This window comes from Bradyrhizobium sp. CCBAU 45384, assembly GCF_028128665.1.
GTDB lineage: Bacteria > Pseudomonadota > Alphaproteobacteria > Rhizobiales > Xanthobacteraceae > Bradyrhizobium > Bradyrhizobium manausense.
Genome location: NZ_LBIZ01000117.1, coordinates 407,467 through 429,951 on the forward strand (window position 1 = coordinate 407,467; position 22,485 = coordinate 429,951).

Sequence of the window (22,485 nt, forward strand, 5' to 3'; positions counted from 1 at the left end):
TATCGGGCGCCGACTCGCAGCGCCCGATGGTTCACTTGGTCGCCGTGACGATCACCTTGCCGGTGACGGTCTCAGCTTCGCCCTGCACCTTCGCGGACAACGTCATCTGGTAGCGGCCCGGCATCGGCAGGTCCGTCCTGAAGGCGTATACGCCCGGCTCCTTCGACGGCAGCGGCGCAACCGCCGATTCCATCTCGGCCATGCCGTCGGGCGCCATATCGACGCGAGTCTTGAAGATCACCGCGTCCGGCACCGGCTTGCCTGATAGCTTGTTGGTCAGGCGAACGGCGAGCGTGACGTCATCGCCCTTCTTCATCTCCGCCTTGATGGGCTCGAACGTGTAGTCGCCCGCGCCCGCCATCGCGGCGGAAGCGGCAAGCGAAACGATGGCGGCAAGAGCCGCCGTCTTGAATTTGGAAAGCATCTTTCTGTCCTCATGAATTGATCTTCCGCCGTGGCGCAGGGCGCGCGCACGTCAGTCGTCGTCGCGAGCAGCGGTCATCGCTTGCCGCTCACGTCTCAGGCTTTGCGGGATCAGATTCGAGGAGGTCGGAAGGGAGGACTGCCGCCACGGTAAGAGGCGACCTGATCCTCAGGAAGGACCATCTTGCCGGCGACGGCAGCGAGATATGCAAAGGCGACCGGCCTGATGTCAGCGAGCATGATGATCCCGCCGACGCAGCAGAAGCCCATACCGCATTTGGCGCCGCCGGTATGAGAGCCCGTTCCCTTCATGTCGGGACAGCAATCGTCCATCGACATGTCGGCATCGCCGCTCATGTGCATGCTCGTCTGCATGTCGTCCGACGACATCGCGATGCTAGACGCGGACGCGCCAACCGGCAGCATCGCCAAGGATATGGCGATGACGAAGGCCAGTAGGGTACGGACAAACTGCATCGAAAACGACGTGCCTCTCGGGCCGGGACCACGGCCTCAGTACCATATCCGGGCCGGGAAACCAGTCATTGATTATGATCAAGGGCTCGTGACCGAGGCAGAGATCGCCGTGCACCGCTTTCCGCTCATACGAAACCGCCCCTGACACGGGTCAAGGGCGGTTTCAAAACAAGAGGGATCAGTGGCCGGTGCCCGGCTTGGTGGTTTTCGGCGGCTTGCCGTCTTCCATCCGACCTTCGTTGCGAAGATCACGGCCCTCCTGGGCCTTGCGCTGGCTGTTCGGATCCTTGCCGTGCTCGTTCATCTCTTCCTTGATGTAGCCGGCGCCTTCCTTGATCTTGCCTTCAACGCTCACGACGTTCTCCTTCGATATCGGAGTTAACGCGTGGGCGAAGCTGGCGTTCCGGCGCTGCAGATCCTGTGACCTGGGAACGCAAGGGCCTATCCTGCGTTACGGACCAAATGAGCCAGGTCCGACGAAGAATACGGCAGGAGAAGACGTTGAGCGAAAGGCTCGCGGAGGCTGCGCGCGAAGCCCGCGCGCAGGCGCAGCTGCTGCCGGATGGACAATTGCGAGATGTTCTCCTGGAAAAGGCGCGCCAGTACGAAGCGCAAATACCGCTCAATGCATTTCTGGGACAGCGATGATCAATCCGGACTGCCGTGCTCATGGCCGGTCTCATCGCCGATAAGAATCAGCGTCCGACGCCCCCGACCAGCCGCGGCTGGCGGCTTGCGCGCGCCTTCTCATTCATCACGGCGCGCAGCCATTCGCGAAAGCTGACGACCTCCGGGCAATCTGCGGTGCCCTCGGGGGCGATCAGCCAGTCGCCAAGCCCTGTCCCCTCGGTGACCCTGTCACAGCGGTAACCAGGATGATGGCCAAGGCTGCGGGCGATCAGGAGATCGACCTTGCCCTCGACCAACTCATGCAGGCCGGCGGGCTGGAGCACGCGCAAGCCGATCTCCGCATGCGCACTCCGAAATGCCGCGAGATCAAGACGGCGCAGATCAAGGCTGGCGTGGACGCCCAGCTGCAATAGCACCGCACCTTCGGGCTTCAATTGCGAGGTCGCCTCCGCGATGTGGCGAAAACCTGCGGACACGCCGGGCAGATAGGCCTGACCTGCCGCGGTCAAAACGAGTTGCTTATGCAGCCGCTCGAACAGCTGCACGCCGAGGCGCGCCTCCAACGCCTTCACCTGCTGCCCAACGGCGGCGGGCGTCACGTGCAGCTCGTGCGCAGCCAGCTTGAAGCTGAGATGCCGCGCGGCGGCTTCAAAAGCACGGAGCGCGTTGAGTGGCGGAAGGGCATAGGTCATCGCGGTGCAAGTTTGACACCGATGGGCGGTCGTCTTGCAATAGATTTTCTTGCGCTGAACTGCAGGAATGATGCTTTGCGCAGCAGTGATGTCGCCGGATACGGTCGGTCCGCAACATCAGGAGATCCCCCTTGGCCGAGATCCATCCCTTCTACGAACAACATCGCGGCGCAATGGAATCCGCCATGCGCCAGCGCCTCGACCTGGCCGGGCCGATGCTGCACGAGCGCACGCATTTGTCCGACGTCGACGCCGTCAGGCAGGAGGTGATGGACGAGTTCGCCATCGTGCTCACGCAGATGCCCTATGTCGGCGGCGCAGCCAGCCGCATGAGCGATTTTTTCATCCGCCTCACCGGCTTCATGGCCATCAGCCGCGTGCTGCGGCGGCACGGTGTGCCGGTGCCCGTGATCGGCGAGATCGAGCGGCAGACCTACAAGGCGCAGTTGCTCACTGAGCCGGAGGCGGAACGCCTCGCCGCGGGAGATCAGTTCATGTCGCCGGAGAACCAGGCCTTGCTGCGCGGGCAGGCGGCGAAGAGCACGAGCGAGAGCCATCAGGCCGCATTTCCGGAGGATTTTGTCTACGATTTCGTCGAGCCCGCGCCGGGTGACAAATTTGAATTCGGAATCAACTACCGGGCCTGCGGCTTCTGCAAATTCGCCGGCCGCCACGGCGACGAGGAGATCCTGCCGAATATTTGCGGGCTCGATTTCGACGCCTATGCCACGCGCGGCATCCGTCTGGAACGGACGCAAACACTCGCCGGCGGCGCGAGCCACTGCAATTTCCGCTTCTCGCGATTGCAACATGACTGATGACGTCGCACGGGACCCGCGTCGCGCGTTCGTGAGCCGCGCCAAAGCGCGATGAAATGAGGATTTGATTGCCGCAACGACGGAGGTGGGCTCCCGCTCGCCGGAGAGAGTCGGGGAGAGGGTTTTTCCGCAACGGGACAATCCCCAGGAGGGGAAAGCCCTCACCCGGCGCTTCGCGCCGACCTCTCCCGCAAGCTGCAGAGGTGAACAAGCCGGCGCAATCGATTCAATCTCCATTCCGCTTTAATGCGCGCCGCAGCGCCGGCGCGCAAAGCCCCGCAACCAGTCCAGCCGCCGGCGCAACCAGCAATAACTATCCGAGCAAGCCCTTCAGGCCGGCATAGATCGAGCCCACCGCGGTCGCGGCGACGCCGGCCAGCGGGCCGATGGTCTGCATCAGGTCCTGAATCAGGCGGGCGCGGCGGCGGAGCTGTTCCTCGCCGACATGCTGCCCGAGCAGGCGCGCCATCTTGAAGGCGAACGCATTGGGCTTGCCGCCCTGGCCCAGGACGCGCGGCAAGACCTGAAAGATCACGACCCCCAATATGTTTCCGGACACGAAGGCGAGCAGGATGCTCGCGCCGTATTCGAACACTTCGCGCCACTCGACCCACACCGTCGGCAGGATCGGAACGTCGTCGTGAAATCCGGTCACCGTCAGCATCGCCTGGATGCTGACGCTGGCGAGCAGCAGCGCCAGCACGAACGCCCCCCATGTCGAGACCCGATGCAGGGGATAGGCTGCGAACCCGAACAGCAGCGGGATGACGATCGAGGCGATGCGGAGCGGAATTGGCGACAGATTGAAGGTGATGGTGATTAGAACATGCGCGAGCGTGAGCAGGACGGACGGAATGACGACGTAGAGAACGGCATGCGTCCCGTAATAGCGCAGCGGATTCTTGTAGCGCTCGAGCCGGACATTGACGCGATCGAGATCGCGCCTCAGCCTGTCCAGCTCGGCAACGATGTCGTCGATCTCCAGCAGCGTCGGCCGCACCACGCGCAGATCACGCGAGCAGTGCTTGCACGCGATGGCCTCGTCCTTGATCGTCTCGGCGCAGAATGGACACTCCATCGTCAGCGCGACGTCCTGCGCCGCATGATGGTCTCGATCTCTTCTCTGGCGCGCGCCAGCTCATCGCGCAGCTGGTCGCGCTTGCGCAGGAGATCGTCGCGCTCGGCAATCAGTGTCGCCGGCACGGCGATGTCGCGCGAACAGGACGCACAGACCAGCGCGCGATCGGCATTCTCGGCCTGGCAGTAGGGACACATCACTTGGGTGCGACCTTGAGGGTGAAGATGGCCGTGCCGGGCCGCCCGTCACTGTCCTTGATGTCGACCCGCATGGTGTAATCGCCGGGCGGCAATTCCGCGTCCAGCATGTTGATGCCGTCGGCCCGGACGAACGGCTTGATGCGGGGCGTCAGATCGACGTTCGGCGTGCGGAGGAAGATCACCTTGACCGATTCCGGATCGATCTTGGCCCCGCCGAACGACTCGAATTTCAGTTGCAGCTTCAAGGGAGAGGCGACGGACTCTCCGGGCGAGACGACCTCCACCTTGGGACCGCGCAGGATGCCGCGCCGGTCAGCCGCGACCGCGCCCTTCGGTGGCGGCAGTTTTGCTTCTTCTTCCGTGATCAGTTGTGTCGCCCGCGAGGTTCCTGAAAACAACAAACCAGCGGCAACAAGCCCAAGCCAGATATCCCGCGTCATTGTCCTTCCAACCTTCCCCACGTCAATCATCGCACGCCGCCATCACCGATGATCGTATACGGCGCCCAGAACAGCGGGTGCGCGTAGGCGAACTCGGTCTTGCCCTCGCCGTTCAGGTAACCGGGACCATCGACCAGAGCCATCATTGCCTGCCGCAGCGCTTCGCTCCGCGACAATTTTGCATCGTCGGCCTGCCGCTTGAACAGATCGGTCACGAGCTGGCGGGCCGATTGCGAATGCACCGACCAGTTGGTGACCAGCAGCGCGCGCGTTCCCGCATAGAAGAACGCGCGGCCAAGGCCGGAGGCCGCCTCGGCACCGGCGCCTGCCCCGGCGCCGGTATTGCAGGCGGACAGGATCACCCAGTCGGCGTCGAGCTTCAGGCCCAGGATCTCCTCCATGGTGAGGAGGCCGTCTCCGCCCTCGCCCGTCACCGCCGGCGACGACAATGCGAGAGCGGGCTGCGTCAGGCCGTTGAGCTCGCCCGGCACGAGACCGTGGGTGGCGAACGCCAGAATCCTGAAGCCGGAGAGATTCATCGTCTTCACCGCGCTCTCGGTCGCATTCTTGCCGAGGAACAGCACCTTGGAGGGATCCGCCTGCAAGGCCAGCGCGATCGATTTGAGCTCGTCGGCCGTATCAGGGAGACGAGGCAAGAGCCCGAGCTCGGCGCTGTCGACGCCTTCGAGCTTCGGGCTGCTGCGACGCTTCAGCGGCATGCCGCGGGTGACATTGCCGCCGACATCGGCGACCTGCACCTTGCCGTCGGCGCTTTCTGCCTCGGCCTGCTGATCCTTGTTGAAATAGGGATCGCCGAATGCCACGAGATCGCCGCGGCCGGGCTTGCCGGGCGGCAGCTGCCGCAGCGTGCGCAGCGCCGCGGCCGATGGCACGGTCGAGACGGCATGGGTCCGCGCCAGCCACGGCACGTTGCGATAGCCGACGAACAGCGGATCCTCCTCCACAGCCACCTCTGCGGGTGCGGTCGGCAGCAGCGACAGCGGCAGCAGGCCGAGCGCGCCGTTGGTCACCACAATCAGGTTCTTGGCGGGCTTCCATCCGCTCTCGACCGGCTTGAGCAACAGCTCGTAGAGCTCATAACCGAGCTTCAGGTCGAATGGCGGAATGTCCGAGATCATCGCCGCCTGCGGCTCCAGCGCCTCGCGCAGCTTGCGGACCTTGGTCTCGATGTCGCCGCCCCTGGCATTGACGGCGGCAAAGGCCACCGGGCCCGATTTCGGCACGGCCCAGACGAAGCTGCCGTTCTGGCCGAAATAGAACGACAACATCGCTTCGTTGTCGGCGAGCGTGGCGCGGATCTCGGCAACGCTCGGCGGCTTCGGCGAAACCAGATCGGCATAAACAGGGAATTTCTGCTTGATCTCCTGGCGCGCCTTGTCGCGTTCACCGCGCAAGGCCGCGATCGACGCCTGGATCTGCTGCGCCCCCTTCTCGTCGCGCTCCGCCGAGGGAATGGCGAGGACGTTGTTGAGCGTGCCGAGCTGGGCGTTGACCTGTTTTGTCAGATCCTGCTCCTTGCGCACGAGCTCGGCCAGCGCGGGATCCTTGGCGGCGGCACGCGCGCTTGAGGCCGCGAGCGCCTGCTGCACGGAGCGGCCACGGATGGCATCGGCAAGACTGAACGTCTCCTCGCCCACGGCGCCGCTGGTGCCCTCGGCCCGCGCGAGCAGCAGCAGGTAGCTCTCGACGATGGTCTGCAGCCGCTGGCTGCGCGCGGCCACCACGGTCGTGTTCTCGTCGTCGGCGTTCTCGTTCGCATTTGCCATCATGATCGGAATGGCGGCCTTGAACTCCCTGATGGCGTCGGTATCGCGCCGTGCGCGCATCAGGCCGATCGCCAGGGTGCCGCGCGCCGACGCCGCATCGAAATGGTTCTCGCCGACCCGCCCGACCTGCTTCTTGACCAGTTGCTCGGCGGCGGCGATGCCGGCGTCGAGCTGGCCGGAATTGTAGAGCGCCAGAATGCGCGCCGGATTGAGCTCGATGACCTGGCGGCGCTGCGGATCCCAATTGGCGACCGCCTTGTCGATCCGCGCAAACAGGTCGCTGGCTTCGGCATTGTTGCGCCGCAGGTTGAGAATGCCGGCGAGCTGCGACAGCAGCTGCACGGTCGATTGCGAGTCTTCCGGCACGCCGACCGTCTTGTTGATCTCCAGCGCGACGCGGCCGAGCTGCTCCGCTTCCTCGTAACGGCCCTCGTCGACCAGGATGCCGGCCAATCCCATCACATAACGCGGCGTCACCGGATTGTACTTGCCGGTGTCCTTCAGGCGCGACAACAGCGCCCGGCGCGCGTCGACCTCGGCTTCGGCGAGCCTGCCCTGCCGCGCCTTCATGCGCGCCTGGCTCAGAACCAGATAGTCGATGGTCTGCAAGACGACGGTTTCAGCGGGAGGATTGTCCGACTCCATCACGGCCTTCATGCCGGCGCGCTTGCGCTGCTCGGCCAGACGATAGGAGGCTTCGGCTTCCTTGAACTGCCCGCGCGCCTCGAAGATCATGGCGCGGGTGCTCTCGATTTCTCCCTCCCAATTCTGCCCCATCTTCGCATAGGAGGCGCGCCATGCGGGGAGGCCGCTGGTGCGAGCCTCCTGGATCCCGGCCAGGCTGCGGCGCAGATAGGCTTCGGCCTGCGGGATGTCGCCCATTTGAATGAGAATGCCTGCGATCGAGCGATTGGCGTTGAATAGATACCCCTTCGCGCCCGGCGCGGTGGCGACCTCGCGCAACTGCCTCTGCATGATCTCGTGTGCACGCTTGGGATCGCCGGCGTTCGAATATTGCAGGGCGGCAAGCTGTGTCAGCCGACCCATCATGTTTGCGCTGATGGCGCCGCGTCCGACCTCGATGGCCTTGTTGGCGTCAGCGATGGCTTCGGCAAGCCGTCCGAGCTGGGCGCGCGCATTGGCGCGATCGAAATAGAACTGGGCGAGATCCTCGCGGGACTCCTTGCCCGTGGGCGTCGAATCCGCGTCCGCTTTCAGCTCCGCAATCAGCTTCTCGTTCGGCTTTTCGCTGTCGAGGATCGCGGTGATGTCGGAGATGGTGCGCGGCGGCGCGATGAAATCCTTGGGCAGCGCAGTCCCCGGCGCCAGCTTGGGCGCCTCTTCCTTCGGTACCTCGACCGCGACATTGGCGCGGCCGTTGGCGGCATTGAGCGCCGCCATCACGCAGGCTTTGACCTGCGGCGAGGCCTTGGCGCGGCATGCTTCCCGATCGGCACCGCCGCCCGCATGCATGCAGGCCTGCACGATCGGCTTGCCGACGGTCATCCTGCAATTCTCGATTGCCGCCTCCTTGGTCAGCGCGGCAGCCGTCCCGGTCGATCCCAGCAGGAGGGCAAGGACCAGAAGTTTTCGCGAAGGCGTGGAATTTCGACGGGTGTCACGCAGCGTCCCGGAACTGTTGCTCATCCCAAAAGACCTTCGTGCAAAATGACTTAGATAACAGCCCAATCCTATCGATATGGCTTGGGAGAACAAGCGCCAATCAGGGCTGTTCGACCATATGCTGAACGGCAAGGGCTGCGGCGGGTACAGGTTCCTGGGGCGCCCGTGCAGGCGGACCGCGGGTTATCGGGCTGGTTGCTGCTGCGGGTCTCGCAAAGCGAAGCGGACGTGCCAGAATGGACGGCAGCGGCCTGGGATACCGAAGCTGTCTACCGCAGGGCAACAATCGCCCCCAACACCTTGTTCTCGAATGTGCTTCATGAAGGCGGGCTGCCGTGGTGCTTGACTGCCTCCCTGTCAGCTTCCAACGATTCGATGGCACATCGGATCATGACCAAGCTGAGTGCTTCCATTCCCGGCGATATCAGGCGACGGAGCTGTTCAGTTTCAATCTCGATCTGATCGCACCTACTGCACACGTGCATCCCGCAGCTTGGAGGCGGGAGCAATCGCTCTCAGTCACCGATAATAGCCCGGGGTCCGAAAAGGTGATGACCCTCAAAGCCGCCTCTTCGACAACGTTCCCAAACGCAATCAAAAAATTGCTCTCGTCAGCCGCGGTATCGCTGCAGGAGCGTCACCGCAAACAAAAACGCCGCCCGCTTAAATAGAGCGCAGGCGGCGGGTTACCAGCCCCGGGAGGGTGAGAGTAAAATCCCGATGAAGGTTGGTCTCGACGTCACGTACAAAAGTTCATCGCGTCGGGCAAAGCCGCTGCGAACCGAGCGTGCTTATTGGCGCTGCCGATCTCTGAGCAATTGGCCGATCGCGCGTTGAGCTGCGGTGATGGCCTCCGCTCGGTCGAAGGCGATTCCGGTTTTGGGGGACCGACCATCTCGCTCAAACGACCATTTCCAGCCTGACGGATTGATCGTCTGGACGACCGTGTATTCAATGCCCTGATGTTTCATGCGCTATCATAGCTCCCGCGAGCGGCGAACCTCAGCAACCGCGGCATATGTTCTTCAGCTTTGCGGCGGTTCGGGCCTCTTCCACAAGGAAGGGGTCTTTGTATCCCGACGACGCGGCGATACCGTTTTCGGCAGGTTTCGTGATCTTTGGTGGAAACGCCGCATCGTAACAGGAGAGTCGCGCACTGGTGCTCTCGATCGCACGGCAATTCGGTTCCGCAGCGGAAGCCGCTAACGCGGATTCGCCCGAAGCCGATACAAGCAAGAGGGCCGCTAGCCAGGTGGCTGGTCGAACTTTCTTCACGCCGAAGTCCTATCGCTATTTGCTCTTGCTGGCCCAGGACGGATGCTCGCCGGTCCAGGCCGGAAGAGCATCCCACTCGGACCAACGCATCCGGCGTTCTTCGCCTCCGACCCGCACGAAAACAAAGGGCGCATCCTCTCGGCCCGTTTTCGAGCCGACAAAGATTGCCGGAACCCCGTAGGCATCCCTGATGATCGCGGTGTTTGCCATTGTCGGCTCCCGTCTGGCTGGAACTGGCCCCGGCGCCCCGGTCTGCTGTTTCGACGTGTGCTGATTGAACGGACTTGCCACTATAGATTGGCCGCGACGGCAATCAGCAATACGAGAAAGATCGGCACCAACAACGGTGGTACAAGCCACTCACGAATGTCGAACTTGTCGGGATTTGACATCTCTCCGCCTCCTCTTGGGCTCAGGCGGGAGCGCAACGCTCTCAGTCACCGATAACAGCCACGAAGCGCGCGGTGATGCCAGTTGTCTAGCAGTCTTCTCGCCAACTAGCGAGATCAATCTCAAACAATCGGCGCCGCGGGGCGAGCGCCTTACGCAAGCTCATCAGTCCACACCTTGAAGCTGACGAGCGTGCTGGGTCCGAAAGTCTGGGTAATCGGAACATCTGCCGCATCGCGGCCGTGAGCGATCAGCACGCGACCAATTCGCGGAGTGTTGTTGCGCGGATCGAAAGTATACCAGCGACCGCCAAGATAAGCTTCGAACCAGCCTGCGAAGTCCCCGGGGGCGTGGGGCGGCGGGATGCCGATGTCGCCGAGATAGCCGGTGCAATAGCGCGCCGGAATGTTCATGCATCGGCAGAATGCAACAGCAAGATGGGCATAGTCGCGGCAGACGCCTTTGCCCTCGTTGAATGCTTCCCATGCCGTCTTTGTGGCGCGCGCGTGCTCGTAGCCGAACGCGACGTGATTATGCACGAAATTGCAGATCGCCTGGACCCGTGGCCAGCCCGGCGGGGCTTTCTCGAACAGCTTCCATGCGATGTCGGAAAGACGATCGGTTTCGCAATAGCGGCTGCCAAGCAGATAAACGATGGTATCAGGTGGCAGATCCTCAACCCGATATTGCGTGGCGGAAGGCGCGATCACGTCAGGCAACCCGCTGTCGCGCAATGTCCCGTTGGCCGAAAGACGCATGCGGCCGGCAGGCGCGACGAGCCGACTGCACCAGTTTCCGAAGCCGTCGCGATAGGGCGTGATCGGTACGGAAGGCTCGGTGATGAGGTAATCCGGCACAATGACGTCGGATGCCCGGGTAAAATGCGTGCCGACCACAGCAATCAACGGTGTGACCTGCTCGAAGTCGTAGATCATTTCGAAGCCAACACCGATTTTCATGCTTGGGGCCTGACTCCGACTGCACTGGCTCGAATTGCCGTGCCGATGTTGTGTGCTGGCAACGGCGGCTGCCGATCCGCTATTTCAAAGTAGCGGCTTCCTTGATGACGGCCGAAATCGAGCTGCCAGACTTGCGAACGACGCTGGTCAACTGTTCATTCGACACCTTGAGCCGCTTGCGACAAGCTCGAATGCTTGTGCAGGACCCTGACCTGCACCTTATCTCTTAAATCCAGCGAGTTGCAGAAAAAGATCGGCTTGTGTCCGTTCATGCGTTTCTTTGGCGATGAGGGGATCGGCAGGATCGCGACCAGCGGGCGTCACGCCACCCCGGCCGCGATGGTGACCGCGATCCGCGCTCAGCCCTTCGAGACGACCGCGCGGCCGTAAGGCGGCTGCGAGATGACAGGCGGATTGGCGGTTTGCGCGGCGAGTTCGCCGATCAGGCGGTCGGCGTCGGCGGCCATGCCGTCCGGCGCCTGGATCACCAGCCGCTCCAGCGCCCAGCGATAGGACGAGACGCGCTGCTCGAGGCTTTGCTGCACCCACTGGACGATCAGCGAGTTCTCCTGCATGCGCGCGACGGCGTCCGCCTTTTCCTGTGGCGACAGCGCGGAGACCCGCGCCATGCTGGCGTCCCGCTTTCTGTCGAGATCGATGACGCGGATCGCGCAGGCAAAGAACGGCTCGAAGCGGGTGATGTCGTTGCGCACGTCCTCGATCAGCTGCGCATAGCGCGAGGCGTGCGAGCGATGCGGCTCGTCGATCAGCGTACGGCCGTACATGGTGCGGTCGAACACGACCTTCTGGCGCCACGGTGCCGGCAGGGCCTTGTAATCGCCGAACACGCTTTTCCAGGCCGGCCGGGACAGCGGCGGCTCGATCATGGGATAGGCGAGGTCGCGAAGCTGGCGCTCCTCGTCGGTCAACTGGAATTGGGAGGACTTCAGTCCGAGGCTCCCGGTGGCCTCAAGGCCGAGCCAGCCGTGCATATCGTCGCTGCGCATGTCGGCGCGGGTGCGGCCGAAATCACCGCCGCTGCAGCCAGCGAGCGCGGTGCCCAGGGCTGCGAACAGAATGGCCGATCGAATGGTGCGGATCTGATGGATGGAGCCCGGCATTGCAAAAGCCGCAATTCAGCGGCGACGGCGGCGGCGCCCCGGCGCGGTGCCCTGCTCCGGTCCACGGTCGCCGCTGGTTTCGTCGCTGTCGCGCTCGATGCGGATGACGGGAAGGATCAGGATCGTTCCCATGTCCGCGCGCGGTGTGACGTCCCCCGACGAGCCCACCCGGCGACCGGCCGGAAATTCGATGATGGTCCCCATGTCAGCTCTCTCAACTGCCGCGCGGCCGAACGCGCCCCAGCAACATGGGGGTCATTAGGATCAGTTTATGGTTAACGGGGTGTAAACACGGCTCTCGGACCGTAACCGCACGGACCGTTGCCTCGCCGCCGTCCCGCAGCGAGACGAGATAGCTTGAATTGAGCGGGTTTGCTTCACATTTCGTTTTCCTTAAGCAACCTTTAAAGGAACCCTTGATAGGCTGAGACGACAGTTCTTCCGAAGTTGCGTACGCCTCCATGACCAAGTCGCTGTTTCCCGGATTCGACGGGCTGATGACACTCTCCCGCCGCGAGGGCGTCGATGTTCGCCCCACCCTGTTGCGCGTGTTGACCGATCTCTATGTCCAGGCCAGCACCCACACCGAGGACGAGCAGCGTCAATTCATCGAGCTTGCGACGCGGCTGATCGATCAGGTCGACGACGCGACGCGCGCGGCCGTCAAGGCGAAGCTTGCGATCTATCCGCACACGCCCGTGCCCGTGCTGCAAAAGCTCGGCCTGGTCGCGGCGCAGGAAGGCCGCCGCGTGCCGCTCGCGCGCACAATCCCGGAAGCTACGCTTGCCCCCTCGCCCGCCCGCGCGCCGACGGACACGGAGGCGCACATGGCCGCCAACATGGCGATGCAGCCGAAGGAAGCGGCCGAGATCCACGACACGTTCTTCAGCGCCGATGCGAGCCAGCGCGCGCTGATGCTGCAAAACCTGGCGCAGACGCCGCTGAAGGCCGCGCCGCGGATTCCGACCGTGCATGCCAAGCGCGCGATCCAGGTCCTGGAGATGGCGGCTATCGCGGGCGATGTCGACAGCTTCACCTACGAGCTCGGCGACACGCTGATCCTGCCCTCGCGCGTCGCAACGCAGATCGTCGAGGACGCCGGCGGCGAGGCGCTCGCGGTTGCCGCGCGCGCGCTCGACATGCCGAGCCCGAACTTCCAGCGCATCCTGCTGTTCTTCAAGCCCGCGATCGGCACCTCCGTGAACGAGGTCTATCGGCTATCGCGGCTCTATGACCGCATCAGCGACCGCTCGGCGCTGGTGATGCTCGCCGCCTGGCGCGGCTCGACGCTCGCCGTCACGCGCACGAAATATCAGCCGTCGCTGCATGACAGCGACCGGCAGCGCGCACGCGGCGCGTCCAGCCCGTCGCGGCCGAGCGTGCAGCCGGGATCGAGCCCGGCGGTGCGCACGGGCTCAGGCGGGGCGTCGGAGCGATAACGCCTGCCTCTTCAGGCACCGACGTTTGGTAACGTACCGCGCTCTAACCACGTCATTGCGAGGAGCTCTTGCGACGAAGCAATCCAGAATTCCTCCGCGGAAAGATTCTGGATTGCCTCGCTGCGCTCGCGATGACGGTGAGGATGGATCAGGTCTTCGCCAGATCAAGAAAGTGCCGCCCGGCGCGGTCTTCGGTCTCGACGATCCAGGCATCCGGATCGAAGCGGAGCTCCTTGGTCAGGCGTTCTTCGACGGCAGACTCAGGCACAGGCTGTGGCGCAATCGGCACGAAGAAGCGATCGACCGGGCGGCCGTCGTCATAAGAGGTCTGCGGAGCCGGCACGTAAAGCATCGCGTTGCCGTCCAGCAGCGACACCTTGACGAACACCGCGCCCGCCTCCTCGGCGCCGCGATGGCGCACCGCGCCGAACACGCCCTCGGTCTGGCACCGGCGCAAGTAAGCTGAGACCCAGATATTCGATTTCAAACGCATGGACGCACGATAGGCGAGTGCCGCGCGCGGCACCAGCCTTCAAACTTCGCGAAACGCTGACGATTATTCGACGGGATGACCGATCGCGGCGGCGAGCTCGCGCAGCAGGCGGTCCGACACCTGGCCGGTGACGGGCATCTTGTGCTGGCGCTCGAAGGTCTGGATCGCCGACTGGGTCTCGCCGCTCATCGTGCCGGTGATCTTCAAATTGCCATAGCCGTATTCGGACAGCGCGCGCTGCACGCCGGCGAGGCGACGCGCCGCCGGGCTCTGCTGCGGGATCGGCGCCGGCGGCCGCGCGACGGCAACCGAGGACGGGGCCGGCGTCGGTGCCGTGGCCTTGATCACCAGATTGGTCATGGGATCGCCCGAGCGCGGCGTCGAGGCGGTCGTCTCGGCGGGTTTCTCCGGCGCCTTCTCGGCAGGCTTCTCGGCCGGTTTGGGCTCGACGCGAAACTCGGTCGCCTTCGGCTCGAGCGGCGAGGTATCGGCGCCGACGGGGCGCGGCCGCGGCATGGGGCTCGAGAGCGACGCCGGCGACGGCGCAGGAAGATTGATCACGGTGCCGAACATCGGCGCCGGATGCCGGCCGGTCTGCAGGAACAGCGCGTTGGCAACGATAGCGCTGATGGCGGCGGCGGCGACGAGGCCGGCCAGCGTGTCCTTGGGACTATGCAAGAGCACGCGCAAGACGAGGTTGCGCTCGGTCTCGACATCGATGACCGCAGCCTTGGCCTTGGCGCCACGGCGGCGCGGAGCGGCTTCGTCGTTGGCAGACTTCTTAGGCACTTTTCTTCACCAGAGCAGGTTGGTCCTGAACGTCATGACGCAGCACCGGCGTCAACGTCGCGATCTTGCTCGCCACCGGCTTTGCTTGCGGCGGCGTGTAGACGAGCGGCAGCTTGACCGTGACGGCGGTGCCCTCGCCGAGCTTGCTTTGTACCGTCAATTCGCCGAGATGCAACGCCACCAGGCTCTTCACGATCGAAAGCCCAAGGCCAGTGCCTTCGTGCCGGCGCTCATAGGTCTTGCCGCACTGGAAGAACGGCGCGCCGATGCGCTTGAGGTCGTCGGGCGCGATGCCGACGCCGGTGTCGCTGATGCGCAGGGTCAGCTGCGAAGCCGATGCCGACGCTGATACCGTGACCTGGCCGCCGCGCTCGGTGAACTTGACGGCGTTGGCGACGAGATTGAGCACGATCTGCTTGAAAGCGCGGGGATCGCCGGTCATCACGGGCAGATCCTGCGGCGCGTCGGTGATGAGGTCTATGCCGCTCTCGCGCGCCTTGAGCGCGAGCAGATTGCAGCAATGCATCAGCGCGGCGCGCGGCGCGAACGGCTCGGAGGCGATCTCGAAATTGCCCGATTCCATCTTCGACATGTCGAGGATGCCGTTCACCACCGACAGCAGATGCTGGCCGGAGGCGTTGATCAGCTCGGCATATTCCTTGCGCTGGCCTGCGGCCAGCATCAGGGTCTGCTCCTGCGCGATCATCTCGGAGAAGCCGATGATGGCGTTGAGCGGCGTGCGCAGCTCATGGCTCATGGTGGCGAGGAAGCGCGTCTTGGCGGCGTCGGCGGCTTCCGCCGCGCTACGAGCCTGATCGAGCGCCTGCTCCGACAGCTTGCGATCGGTGACGTCGCGCATCACCGCGACGACCTCGAGCTCGGCGGTGACGTCGCCGTAAGGATTCCTGCGCTGATCCTGGTCGAGCGGGCGGCAGCGCATCTCGACCCAGATGAAGTCGATCTGGCCGCGCTCGGAACCGGTGGGATCGCGCCGCAGCCGGAATTCGACGCTGCGGACCTCGCCACGCGCGGCGTCCGACAGCGCGGTGAGATAGGCCGGACGATCGGCGACATGGACGCGATCGAACAGGCCGTGGCCGAGCAGTTGCGCGACCGGCATGCCGAGCATGGCTTCCGCGGCCGGCGAGATGAACTGCACCGCGCCGTTGCGCTGATGCCGCGAGATCACATCGCTCATGTTGCGCGCGAGCAGGCGATAGCGCTCCTCCTCGCGCGAGAGCAGCGTGACGCTGGTGCGCGCAAGCGACTCGGCGCCGAAAGCAAGGCCCGCGGCATAAAGCGTCGCCGAGGCAACGCCGAGCGCCATCATCACGCCGCGCTGGGTTCCGCTGAGCTCCCCAGAAGGCAGCCAGCCGAGCAAGCTGAGCAGGATCAGGACGGCCGCGCAGGACAATGCGAGCAGCGAGGCGAAGGCCGCGACACGGCGCGAGGCCGACAGGGCGGCCTCCAGGGGAACCACGACCAGCCAGATCGCCGCGAAGGATTCGATACCGCCGGTCGTGGCCGCGATGGCCATGATCAGCCCGGCAAGCGCCAGCGACGACAACACATGGGCGCCCTCATAGCGCCCGGTGCGCGACAGGAACCAGGACAGCAGAATCGGCGCGATCAGCCAGGCGAGGGCCGCGACCTCGATCGCGCTCGGCGCGCCGCGCAGGACAAGATAAACGGGAAATGCGGCAAAAGCGGCCAGGCTTCCAAGAAGCCGCGGCGCCATGAAGGCCCGATGCCGCGCACGCGTCAGCGCATCGTAGCGCGCGGAGGGATGCAGCAGTGCATCGAGACAATCGCGGATGATACTCAAAACTGTCACGGGTCTCGCGCTTCGGCTCACTCGTCAAAAGACGCGCCGGAACGCCTCCTTGTCGTTGAGCCACCGTGTCAGAGCGACCTTAAACGAGTGCTAAGGCGGATCGGCGCGCGGCCGGACGCCGTATTTTCGTTGAGATTTTTAGGCGATTTGGCGATGTCATCATCGGTGATGGTGAACACAGGGTTTCGCCTTGCCCTTCATGGTTTCGAATTGGTGGACGTGCAGGTCCGGGACACCACGGACGGGCCGATCAATCGAAAATTGACGCGACCTCGCCCTGCGAAGTTTTTTGCGTAAATTTTCTGCGAATTAAGCTCAAGGCAATCACTTGCGATTTATCGAGAGTTGCTAGGTCACTGGCGCCGCGCGGAGATCGCCGCGTGCCAGATCTAACTACAGGTCGATAAGATGCGCTTTCTGCTTCGCATCACATTCTGGCTCGGGCTGGTGCTGGTGCTCCTGCCGCGGGACAAGACGCCCGAATCGGGCAAGCTGCCGAACATCGGCGCTGCCGACGCGGTGCAGGCCGCGACCGCGGCCGTCTCCGACATGAGCCAGTTCTGCAAGCGCCAGCCGGCGGCCTGCGAGGTCGGCGGACAGGCCGCAACCATCATCGGCCAGCGGGCGCAGGACGGCGCGAAGAAAATCTACCAGATCATCAACGACAAGAAGGAGCAGATCACCAACGACAAGAATGAGAAGACCGACAAGAAGGCGCCCGACCATACCGGCTCGATTGCGGTGGCAGGCGAAGGCGATGCCATGGCGATCGAGGCGCCTCGCGACACGCTGACCCAGGACGATCTTGCGTTGGAATGGCGCGGCCCCGAGGCGACGGCGAATTAGGCCCCGAATCCTATCGATTTCGACGCCTCGCGTGCCTATATTGGCCTGAACGGGAACCACAGGCCATCAATGACTTCGATCGACGATATCCGCGAGAATTTCGAGCTTCTGGACGATTGGGACGACCGTTACCGGTACGTCATCGAGCTCGGCCGCACCCTGGAACCGATGCCCGAGGCGGAACATTCGGCCGAGAACAAGGTGCAGGGCTGCGTCAGCCAGGTGTGGCTCCAGAAGCTGGTCGAACGCGACGGTGGTGCACCGATCCTGCGGTATCGCGGCGACAGCGACGCGCATATCGTGCGCGGGCTCGTCGCGATCGTGCTCGCGCTTTATTCCGGCCGCACCCCGCAGCAGATTCTCGAGACCGATGCGATTTCCGTGTTCAATGAGTTCGGCTTCCGCGATCACCTGACGCCGCAGCGCTCCAACGGCCTGCGCTCGATGGTGGAGCGGATCAAGACCGATGCGAGAGAGGCGTTGGCGGAGGCGTCTTGAAGAGGCTCCCGTAGGGTGGGTTCGCTGCCGTAGGGTGGGCAAAGCGGAGCGTGCCCACCATTTGCGTGTGACGGAGAGAATTCGTGGGCACGGCGCAAGTGCGCCTTTGCCCACCCTACGAGATCCAGCGCGCTGCCCTACTTCCCCTTCTTCCGCTGCTGCTGTCCCAGGCCCATCTTCTTTGCCAGTTGCGAACGGGCCACCGCGTAGTTCGGTGCGACCATGGGATAGTCGGCCGGCAGGCCCCATTTCTCGCGATATTGCTCCGGCGTCATGCTGTACTGGGTGCGCAGATGGCGCTTCAGCGACTTGAAGCGCTTGCCGTCTTCCAGACACACCAGATAGTCCGGCGCGATCGACTTTTTCAGCGACACCGCGGGCTTTGCCGGTTCGAGCGGCGCCTCGACACGGCCTGACGACACCCGCGTCAACGCACCGTGCACCTGGCTGATCAGGTTCGGAATCTCGCCGGCAGGCGTCGGGTTATTGCTGAGATAGGCCGAGACGATGTTCGCCGTCAGCTCGATGAAATTCTTGCCCGCGGCATCCGACATGGCGCGACCTCTCTCCAATCCGGCTCCGTCGCGCTGCATTGGCGGCGATGAAGTATTCTCTGTCAACAATACGTTTGGCCGAAATACGACGACTGGCGAATATGAGCCGATTACTGATCTGGCGACAATAGCGGCGAGGCTTTACTTGAAATGGGAGATACTTTCAGCCACCGCGCTGGTCGAGATGGGCGCGCAGCTCGTCGATCGAGGCAAAGCGCATCATGCCCTCGGGCATCTGCGCCTCGATCGAGCCGTCGGAATAGAGCGAATAGGCCATGCCATCGACGATGCCGGATTTCAGCACCGTCACCTGCGGCTGTTCGGCTGGCGGCTCGGACGCAGGCGAAGCTGCGGTGGGTTGAGGCGCAGCCGGCTCGAACGTCGATGACGGGCGCGGCGGCGGGGGCGGCGGCGGCGGTGGACGACGCGCCGCCGGTGGCTCCGGCGGCCGCGCGCGGTCCGGCTTCGGCCAGGCATCGTCGAAGCTCGCATGCGGCGCATCCGGCGCGGCGGGCTCTGCGGGGGCAGGAGATGCCTGCGGCGGTGCGCTCTCGGCGGCTTTCGCCTCGGCACGCTCGCGCTCCTTGCGCGAGCTCGAGGCGAACAGCAGGTTCCGCTTGCGCGGTGTTTCCGGCGCTGCTGAGGGTAGCGGAGGTGCTTCCGGCTCGGCCGTCGGCTCGACACGGGGGCGCGCGGCCGCTTCGGCCTGCCAAGGCGGCGCAGCCAGAGTGGGCGGCGCAGCCAGAGTTGGCGGCGCGGCCGGCGATGGCGGCGGCTCAGCCCGCATTGCCGGAGCGGGTTCCGGCGCAGACGCACCGAGCCCGTTGGGCGATGCCAGGCCCGGCGGCAGCACCGGCCTGACGCGAACATCCGAGGCCGCGGCTGCGCCGGCCAGCCTGCGAGCGATGGCCCGTAGCTCGAGCAGCACGACGTAGAGGCCTATCAGTAGCATACCGGAGCAGACGCCGATCGTTCCGCTCGTTATGAGCGTGCTGCCGAGGCTGAAATCCCTGATGGAATAGCCAAACGCGACCGCAAGGAGGCCCGCCAGAATGGCGAAAATCCCAGCGATCAACAGAGCCACACTCATCGAACACACCCCCGGCGCGCAACCATGCGCGATACCCGCTACGCCACGATACCGTCTTACTGCGTTCCACGCCAACGACCAAATTGCCGCCACTGTTCCTAAAGGGAAGGATATCAGGGACTTATTCACATTCCCTTCAGCAATGCTCCGCTAGCTCTAAAGGGCTGCCAAAGTTGGAAATTGCTGCGTTGCATCAGGAATTTAGCCATAATGCCCAATTACTTGGTCATGGAACTGCGCTATAGGGAGTCCGGGGTTGAGGCCCGCGCGCACCAGCTGGGCCACGAGGGGATTCCGGGTCACCAATTGCCATGACATCCATTACGACTTCGGCGATCGACACGCCTCAGCGGCGCTCGGTTGAACGGACCTGTGACGACCTTGCCATGCTGGTGCTGGCTGCCGTCGCCGTCATCGCAGGCTTGACCTTCCGCGACTACGGGCTCGGTTGGGACGACTACACCCACGCAGAATATGCCGACCTGCTGCTGCGCATGTATGGCTCCGGCTTCAGCGACACCTCCGCCCTCTCCTTCGCCAATCTCTATATGTATGGCGGCGGCTTCGACATGGCCGCGGCGCTGCTGCACAAGATCATTCCGCTCGAGCTGTTCGAGACGCGACGCCTGGTCGGCGCCGTTGTCGGCGTGATCGGGCTTGCGGTGACGTGGCGGCTCGGCCGTCGCATCGGCGGACCTCTTGCCGGCCTCGCCGCGCTGCTGCTGCTGGCGCTCTGCCCGATCTTCTATGGCCACATGTTCATGAATCCGAAGGATGCGCCCTTCGCGGTGGCGATGATCATCCTGATGCTCGGCCTCGTCAGGCTCGCCGAGGAATATCCAAAGCCCTCGCCGCGCACGATCCTGATCGTCGGCCTGGGAGCCGGGCTCTCGATCGGCTCGCGCATTCTCGGTGGGCTCGCGCTGGTCTATGCCATGATCGGCTTCGTGCCCCTGTTCCTGGAGGAACTGCGCAGCGAGGGCGTCCGCGAGGCTGTCAGGCGTTTTGCCCATGTCGTCTACGTCCTGCTGCCCGGCCTTGTGCTGGGCTATCTCGTGATGGGCCTGATCTGGCCGTGGTCGATCATGGAGCCCGGCAATCCCTTCGAGGCCTTGACCTATTTCTCGCACTTCTTCGAAAAGCCCTGGAAGGAAATGTTCGACGGCGCGATCGTGTCCGTGCCCGACATGCCATGGTCGTATCTGCCGACGCTGTTTGCCCTGCAACTTCCCGAAGTGATGCTGGTGTTGATGGCCGGCGCCATGTTCAGCACCTTCGCCATGCTGCCGCGCCGCGAGGTTCCGGCGCGCCGCAAGACCATCCTTTTGATGCTGACGCTGGCGGCGACCCTGCCGCTCGCGATCGCGATGGTGAAGCGGCCGGCGCTCTACAATGGCATCCGCCATTTCGTGTTCGTGATCCCGCCGATGGCGGTGCTTGGCGGCGTCGCCTTCGCCTGGACCATGGAGCGCCTGCGCGTCAGCCATCGCGCCTGGCAACCGGCCATGCTTGCACTGTTCTGCTTCGGTCTCGCGCTGCCGCTGGCCGAGATGATCCGGCTGCATCCTTATCAATACACCCACTTCAACCACATCGCCGGTACCGTGCGCGCCGCCGACGACCGCTTCATGCTGGACTATTGGGGCCTCGCCTTGAAGCAGGCCTCCGACGAACTGCGCGAGCAGCTGGTCGAGCGCCAGGAAGTCCCGCCGCGCAATCGCAAATGGAAGGTCGCGGTGTGCGGTCCGCAGCGCCCGGCGCAAGTCGCGCTCGGTCCTGATTTCACCATCGGGTGGGATTCCAACGCGGCGGATTTCGCAATGACGCTCGGCGAGTTCTATTGCAAGGGACTCACCGCCCCCGTGATGGTCGAGATCAAGCGCGACGACGTGGTGTTCGCCCGCGTCTACGACATCCGCGGCCGCAGCATTTCCAGCCTGCTGTCGATCCCGGCGCCGTAATAGTTTTCTCCGGATCCGTAGCCCGGATGGAGCGGAAGCGAAATCCGGGGACAGCGGCCCCGCATTCCGCTTCCGCTCCATGCGGGCTACGCTTGGCTGCCGCGATTTCGTCGGCTTGCTGCCGGCTTCACCCGAGACTACGCTCCCTCTCCACAACAACGAAGTTCGGAGAGATTTGCCATGTCGCCAGCGGAAGCCCGCCTGAAGGAAGTGCCGTCTCATATGACGGAGGCCGAGTGGCAGCAACGGATCAATCTCGCCGCCTGCTATCGCCTCGTCGCGCTGTATGGCTGGGACGATCTGGTCGACACCCACATCTCCGCGCGCGTGCCCGGCCCTGATCATCACTTCCTGATCAACCCCTATGGGCTGATGTTCGACGAGATCACGGCCTCGAGCCTGGTCAAGGTCGATTTGCACGGCAACCAGCTCTCGGAGAGCGAGTACAGCATCAACCCGGCCGGCTTCACCATCCATTCGGCGATCCACGAGGTGCGCGAGGACGCCATCTGCGTGCTGCATCTCCACACCCTCGACGGCACCGCGGTGTCGAGCAGCGCCGAAGGGCTGTTGCCGCTCAACCAGACCGCGCAGCTCGTCACCCACGACCTCGCCTATCACGACTATGAAGGCATCGCGCTCGATCATGACGAACGGCCGCGGCTGCAGAAGGATCTCGGCGATCACAACCATATGCTGCTGCGCAATCACGGCACGCTGACCGTCGGCCGCTCGGTCGCCTCCGCCTTCGAGCGCATGTACCATCTCGAGCGCGCCTGCTCGATGCAGGTGCGCACGCGTGCGCTGGGCACGCCAGTCTATCCGGTCGAGCAGATCGCGATCGAGAAGAACACCGAGCTGCTCGCCAACCGCGACCGCGCCGAACTGCGCGCGAACAACCTCGTCTGGCCGCCGCTGCTGCGCAAGCTCGACCGCGAGAGTCCGGGCTACCGGTCTTGAGATTTTCATGAATGTGAGGTAGTGTCTTTGTCGAACTACCTCTGCACGTTCTAGAATGAAACGCCGTCCAATCCCGGGCGGCGTTTTTATTTTGGCGCTTCGTAGGTT

General features: G+C 64.1%; 26 protein-coding genes. 8 read left to right on the forward strand and 18 right to left on the reverse strand.

Annotation, left to right across the window (positions count from 1 at the left end; translation table 11 throughout):
• Positions 1 to 31: 31 nt before the first annotated feature.
• The 3 genes from XH80_RS33335 to XH80_RS33345 all read right to left on the reverse strand — a co-directional run bounded on the left by XH80_RS33335 (position 32) and on the right by XH80_RS33345 (position 1,255).
• Positions 32 to 424 carry a FixH family protein gene (locus tag XH80_RS33335; RefSeq protein ID WP_271602262.1) on the reverse strand — a complete coding sequence of 131 codons (393 nt, stop codon included), beginning with the start codon at positions 422 to 424 and terminating at the stop codon, positions 32 to 34.
• Positions 425 to 534: 110 nt separating this feature from the next.
• Entirely contained in the window at positions 535 to 900 is a 366-nt protein-coding gene (locus XH80_RS33340) for a hypothetical protein (protein ID WP_271602263.1), read from the reverse strand.
• Positions 901 to 1,078: 178 nt separating this feature from the next.
• A complete protein-coding gene (locus XH80_RS33345; RefSeq protein ID WP_237859342.1) occupies positions 1,079 to 1,255 on the reverse strand; it encodes a hypothetical protein in 177 nt (58 codons plus the stop codon).
• 146 nt (positions 1,256 to 1,401) lie between these two features.
• Between XH80_RS33345 and XH80_RS33350 the strand changes: the two genes are divergently transcribed.
• Positions 1,402 to 1,548 (forward strand): hypothetical protein, encoded by a 147-nt coding sequence (locus tag XH80_RS33350; protein ID WP_245317157.1) that lies wholly within the window; start codon positions 1,402 to 1,404, stop codon positions 1,546 to 1,548.
• Positions 1,549 to 1,595: 47 nt separating this feature from the next.
• Here the strand turns inward: XH80_RS33350 and XH80_RS33355 are convergent, their stop codons facing one another.
• Positions 1,596 to 2,222 carry a LysR family transcriptional regulator gene (locus XH80_RS33355; protein WP_271602264.1) on the reverse strand — a complete coding sequence of 209 codons (627 nt, stop codon included), beginning with the start codon at positions 2,220 to 2,222 and terminating at the stop codon, positions 1,596 to 1,598.
• Between the two features lie 131 nt (positions 2,223 to 2,353).
• Here XH80_RS33355 and XH80_RS33360 point away from each other — a divergent pair, with 131 nt between their 5' ends.
• A complete protein-coding gene (locus XH80_RS33360) occupies positions 2,354 to 3,040 on the forward strand; it encodes an L-2-amino-thiazoline-4-carboxylic acid hydrolase (protein WP_271602265.1) in 687 nt (228 codons plus the stop codon).
• A 313-nt stretch (positions 3,041 to 3,353) separates the two neighbouring features.
• Here XH80_RS33360 and XH80_RS33365 read toward each other — a convergent pair whose 3' ends face one another.
• The 4 genes from XH80_RS33365 to XH80_RS33380 are packed head-to-tail and all read right to left on the reverse strand — an operon-like array spanning position 3,354 to position 8,192.
• Positions 3,354 to 4,118, reverse strand: a complete 765-nt coding sequence (locus XH80_RS33365) for a hypothetical protein (protein ID WP_271602266.1) — start codon at positions 4,116 to 4,118, stop codon at positions 3,354 to 3,356.
• A gap of 2 nt (positions 4,119 to 4,120) precedes the next feature.
• Positions 4,121 to 4,315 carry a hypothetical protein gene (locus XH80_RS33370; protein ID WP_271602351.1) on the reverse strand — a complete coding sequence of 65 codons (195 nt, stop codon included), beginning with the start codon at positions 4,313 to 4,315 and terminating at the stop codon, positions 4,121 to 4,123.
• A complete protein-coding gene (locus XH80_RS33375; protein WP_271602267.1) occupies positions 4,315 to 4,758 on the reverse strand; it encodes a hypothetical protein in 444 nt (147 codons plus the stop codon). The genes XH80_RS33370 and XH80_RS33375 overlap by 1 nt, the downstream gene beginning before the upstream one ends.
• A gap of 26 nt (positions 4,759 to 4,784) precedes the next feature.
• Positions 4,785 to 8,192 (reverse strand): CHAT domain-containing tetratricopeptide repeat protein, encoded by a 3,408-nt coding sequence (locus XH80_RS33380; protein ID WP_271602268.1) that lies wholly within the window; start codon positions 8,190 to 8,192, stop codon positions 4,785 to 4,787.
• 141 nt (positions 8,193 to 8,333) lie between these two features.
• Between XH80_RS33380 and XH80_RS33385 the strand changes: the two genes are divergently transcribed.
• Positions 8,334 to 8,630, forward strand: coding sequence for a hypothetical protein (locus XH80_RS33385; protein ID WP_271602269.1), 297 nt, complete (start codon positions 8,334 to 8,336; stop codon positions 8,628 to 8,630).
• A gap of 329 nt (positions 8,631 to 8,959) precedes the next feature.
• Here the strand turns inward: XH80_RS33385 and XH80_RS33390 are convergent, their stop codons facing one another.
• From XH80_RS33390 to XH80_RS33410, 5 genes are all read right to left on the reverse strand, one after another.
• Positions 8,960 to 9,139 carry a hypothetical protein gene (locus XH80_RS33390; protein ID WP_271602270.1) on the reverse strand — a complete coding sequence of 60 codons (180 nt, stop codon included), beginning with the start codon at positions 9,137 to 9,139 and terminating at the stop codon, positions 8,960 to 8,962.
• A 319-nt stretch (positions 9,140 to 9,458) separates the two neighbouring features.
• Positions 9,459 to 9,653, reverse strand: a complete 195-nt coding sequence (locus XH80_RS33395) for a hypothetical protein (RefSeq protein WP_271602271.1) — start codon at positions 9,651 to 9,653, stop codon at positions 9,459 to 9,461.
• A 332-nt stretch (positions 9,654 to 9,985) separates the two neighbouring features.
• Positions 9,986 to 10,792 (reverse strand): transglutaminase-like domain-containing protein, encoded by an 807-nt coding sequence (locus XH80_RS33400; RefSeq protein WP_271602272.1) that lies wholly within the window; start codon positions 10,790 to 10,792, stop codon positions 9,986 to 9,988.
• 359 nt (positions 10,793 to 11,151) lie between these two features.
• On the reverse strand, positions 11,152 to 11,913 hold the full coding sequence (locus XH80_RS33405; protein ID WP_271602273.1) for a hypothetical protein: 762 nt from the start codon (positions 11,911 to 11,913) through the stop codon (positions 11,152 to 11,154).
• Between the two features lie 15 nt (positions 11,914 to 11,928).
• Positions 11,929 to 12,117: a hypothetical protein gene (locus XH80_RS33410; protein ID WP_057753048.1), complete on the reverse strand. Its 189-nt coding sequence runs from the start codon at positions 12,115 to 12,117 to the stop codon at positions 11,929 to 11,931.
• Between the two features lie 257 nt (positions 12,118 to 12,374).
• Here XH80_RS33410 and XH80_RS33415 point away from each other — a divergent pair, with 257 nt between their 5' ends.
• Positions 12,375 to 13,352 (forward strand): DUF2336 domain-containing protein, encoded by a 978-nt coding sequence (locus XH80_RS33415; protein WP_271602274.1) that lies wholly within the window; start codon positions 12,375 to 12,377, stop codon positions 13,350 to 13,352.
• A gap of 148 nt (positions 13,353 to 13,500) precedes the next feature.
• On the opposite strand, the gene XH80_RS33420 is transcribed toward XH80_RS33415, so the two are convergent.
• The 3 genes from XH80_RS33420 to XH80_RS33430 all read right to left on the reverse strand — a co-directional run bounded on the left by XH80_RS33420 (position 13,501) and on the right by XH80_RS33430 (position 16,468).
• Positions 13,501 to 13,845: a DUF1491 family protein gene (locus XH80_RS33420; protein ID WP_271602275.1), complete on the reverse strand. Its 345-nt coding sequence runs from the start codon at positions 13,843 to 13,845 to the stop codon at positions 13,501 to 13,503.
• A 63-nt stretch (positions 13,846 to 13,908) separates the two neighbouring features.
• On the reverse strand, positions 13,909 to 14,634 hold the full coding sequence (locus XH80_RS33425; protein ID WP_271602276.1) for a peptidoglycan-binding protein: 726 nt from the start codon (positions 14,632 to 14,634) through the stop codon (positions 13,909 to 13,911).
• Complete coding sequence (locus XH80_RS33430) at positions 14,627 to 16,468, reverse strand: PAS domain-containing sensor histidine kinase (protein WP_271602277.1); 1,842 nt, start codon at positions 16,466 to 16,468, stop codon at positions 14,627 to 14,629. Before XH80_RS33430 ends, XH80_RS33425 begins: the two co-directional genes overlap by 8 nt.
• A 408-nt stretch (positions 16,469 to 16,876) precedes the next feature.
• Here XH80_RS33430 and XH80_RS33435 point away from each other — a divergent pair, with 408 nt between their 5' ends.
• Together XH80_RS33435 and XH80_RS33440 are read left to right on the forward strand one after the other, a co-directional pair.
• Positions 16,877 to 17,314 (forward strand): DUF5330 domain-containing protein, encoded by a 438-nt coding sequence (locus XH80_RS33435; protein ID WP_271602278.1) that lies wholly within the window; start codon positions 16,877 to 16,879, stop codon positions 17,312 to 17,314.
• Between the two features lie 69 nt (positions 17,315 to 17,383).
• Positions 17,384 to 17,812: a SufE family protein gene (locus XH80_RS33440; protein ID WP_057753043.1), complete on the forward strand. Its 429-nt coding sequence runs from the start codon at positions 17,384 to 17,386 to the stop codon at positions 17,810 to 17,812.
• Positions 17,813 to 17,949: 137 nt separating this feature from the next.
• Here the strand turns inward: XH80_RS33440 and XH80_RS33445 are convergent, their stop codons facing one another.
• Positions 17,950 to 18,366 (reverse strand): MucR family transcriptional regulator, encoded by a 417-nt coding sequence (locus XH80_RS33445; protein ID WP_057753042.1) that lies wholly within the window; start codon positions 18,364 to 18,366, stop codon positions 17,950 to 17,952.
• 163 nt (positions 18,367 to 18,529) lie between these two features.
• Entirely contained in the window at positions 18,530 to 19,456 is a 927-nt protein-coding gene (locus XH80_RS33450) for a DUF308 domain-containing protein (protein WP_271602279.1), read from the reverse strand.
• A 311-nt stretch (positions 19,457 to 19,767) separates the two neighbouring features.
• Between XH80_RS33450 and XH80_RS33455 the strand changes: the two genes are divergently transcribed.
• Both XH80_RS33455 and XH80_RS33460 read left to right on the forward strand, forming a co-directional pair.
• Positions 19,768 to 21,417, forward strand: coding sequence for a glycosyltransferase family 39 protein (locus tag XH80_RS33455; RefSeq protein ID WP_271602280.1), 1,650 nt, complete (start codon positions 19,768 to 19,770; stop codon positions 21,415 to 21,417).
• A gap of 180 nt (positions 21,418 to 21,597) precedes the next feature.
• Entirely contained in the window at positions 21,598 to 22,377 is a 780-nt protein-coding gene (locus tag XH80_RS33460; protein ID WP_057753040.1) for a class II aldolase/adducin family protein, read from the forward strand.
• Positions 22,378 to 22,485: the final 108 nt, after the last annotated feature.

Coding starts and splice junctions, on each gene's coding strand:
- XH80_RS33445 (WP_057753042.1), bottom strand. CDS start 18,366: ATGTCGGATGCCGCGGGCAAGAATTTCATCGAGCTGACGGCGAACATC.
- XH80_RS33450 (WP_271602279.1), bottom strand. CDS start 19,456: ATGAGTGTGGCTCTGTTGATCGCTGGGATTTTCGCCATTCTGGCGGGC.
- XH80_RS33390 (WP_271602270.1), bottom strand. CDS start 9,139: ATGAAACATCAGGGCATTGAATACACGGTCGTCCAGACGATCAATCCG.
- XH80_RS33375 (WP_271602267.1), bottom strand. CDS start 4,758: ATGACGCGGGATATCTGGCTTGGGCTTGTTGCCGCTGGTTTGTTGTTT.
- XH80_RS33395 (WP_271602271.1), bottom strand. CDS start 9,653: ATGGCAAACACCGCGATCATCAGGGATGCCTACGGGGTTCCGGCAATC.
- XH80_RS33440 (WP_057753043.1), top strand. CDS start 17,384: ATGACTTCGATCGACGATATCCGCGAGAATTTCGAGCTTCTGGACGAT.
- XH80_RS33400 (WP_271602272.1), bottom strand. CDS start 10,792: ATGAAAATCGGTGTTGGCTTCGAAATGATCTACGACTTCGAGCAGGTC.
- XH80_RS33370 (WP_271602351.1), bottom strand. CDS start 4,315: ATGTGTCCCTACTGCCAGGCCGAGAATGCCGATCGCGCGCTGGTCTGT.
- XH80_RS33355 (WP_271602264.1), bottom strand. CDS start 2,222: ATGACCTATGCCCTTCCGCCACTCAACGCGCTCCGTGCTTTTGAAGCC.
- XH80_RS33340 (WP_271602263.1), bottom strand. CDS start 900: ATGCAGTTTGTCCGTACCCTACTGGCCTTCGTCATCGCCATATCCTTG.
- XH80_RS33435 (WP_271602278.1), top strand. CDS start 16,877: ATGCGCTTTCTGCTTCGCATCACATTCTGGCTCGGGCTGGTGCTGGTG.
- XH80_RS33335 (WP_271602262.1), bottom strand. CDS start 424: ATGCTTTCCAAATTCAAGACGGCGGCTCTTGCCGCCATCGTTTCGCTT.
- XH80_RS33405 (WP_271602273.1), bottom strand. CDS start 11,913: ATGCCGGGCTCCATCCATCAGATCCGCACCATTCGATCGGCCATTCTG.
- XH80_RS33365 (WP_271602266.1), bottom strand. CDS start 4,118: ATGGAGTGTCCATTCTGCGCCGAGACGATCAAGGACGAGGCCATCGCG.
- XH80_RS33415 (WP_271602274.1), top strand. CDS start 12,375: ATGACCAAGTCGCTGTTTCCCGGATTCGACGGGCTGATGACACTCTCC.
- XH80_RS33420 (WP_271602275.1), bottom strand. CDS start 13,845: ATGCGTTTGAAATCGAATATCTGGGTCTCAGCTTACTTGCGCCGGTGC.
- XH80_RS33410 (WP_057753048.1), bottom strand. CDS start 12,117: ATGGGGACCATCATCGAATTTCCGGCCGGTCGCCGGGTGGGCTCGTCG.
- XH80_RS33460 (WP_057753040.1), top strand. CDS start 21,598: ATGTCGCCAGCGGAAGCCCGCCTGAAGGAAGTGCCGTCTCATATGACG.
- XH80_RS33380 (WP_271602268.1), bottom strand. CDS start 8,192: ATGAGCAACAGTTCCGGGACGCTGCGTGACACCCGTCGAAATTCCACG.
- XH80_RS33455 (WP_271602280.1), top strand. CDS start 19,768: ATGACATCCATTACGACTTCGGCGATCGACACGCCTCAGCGGCGCTCG.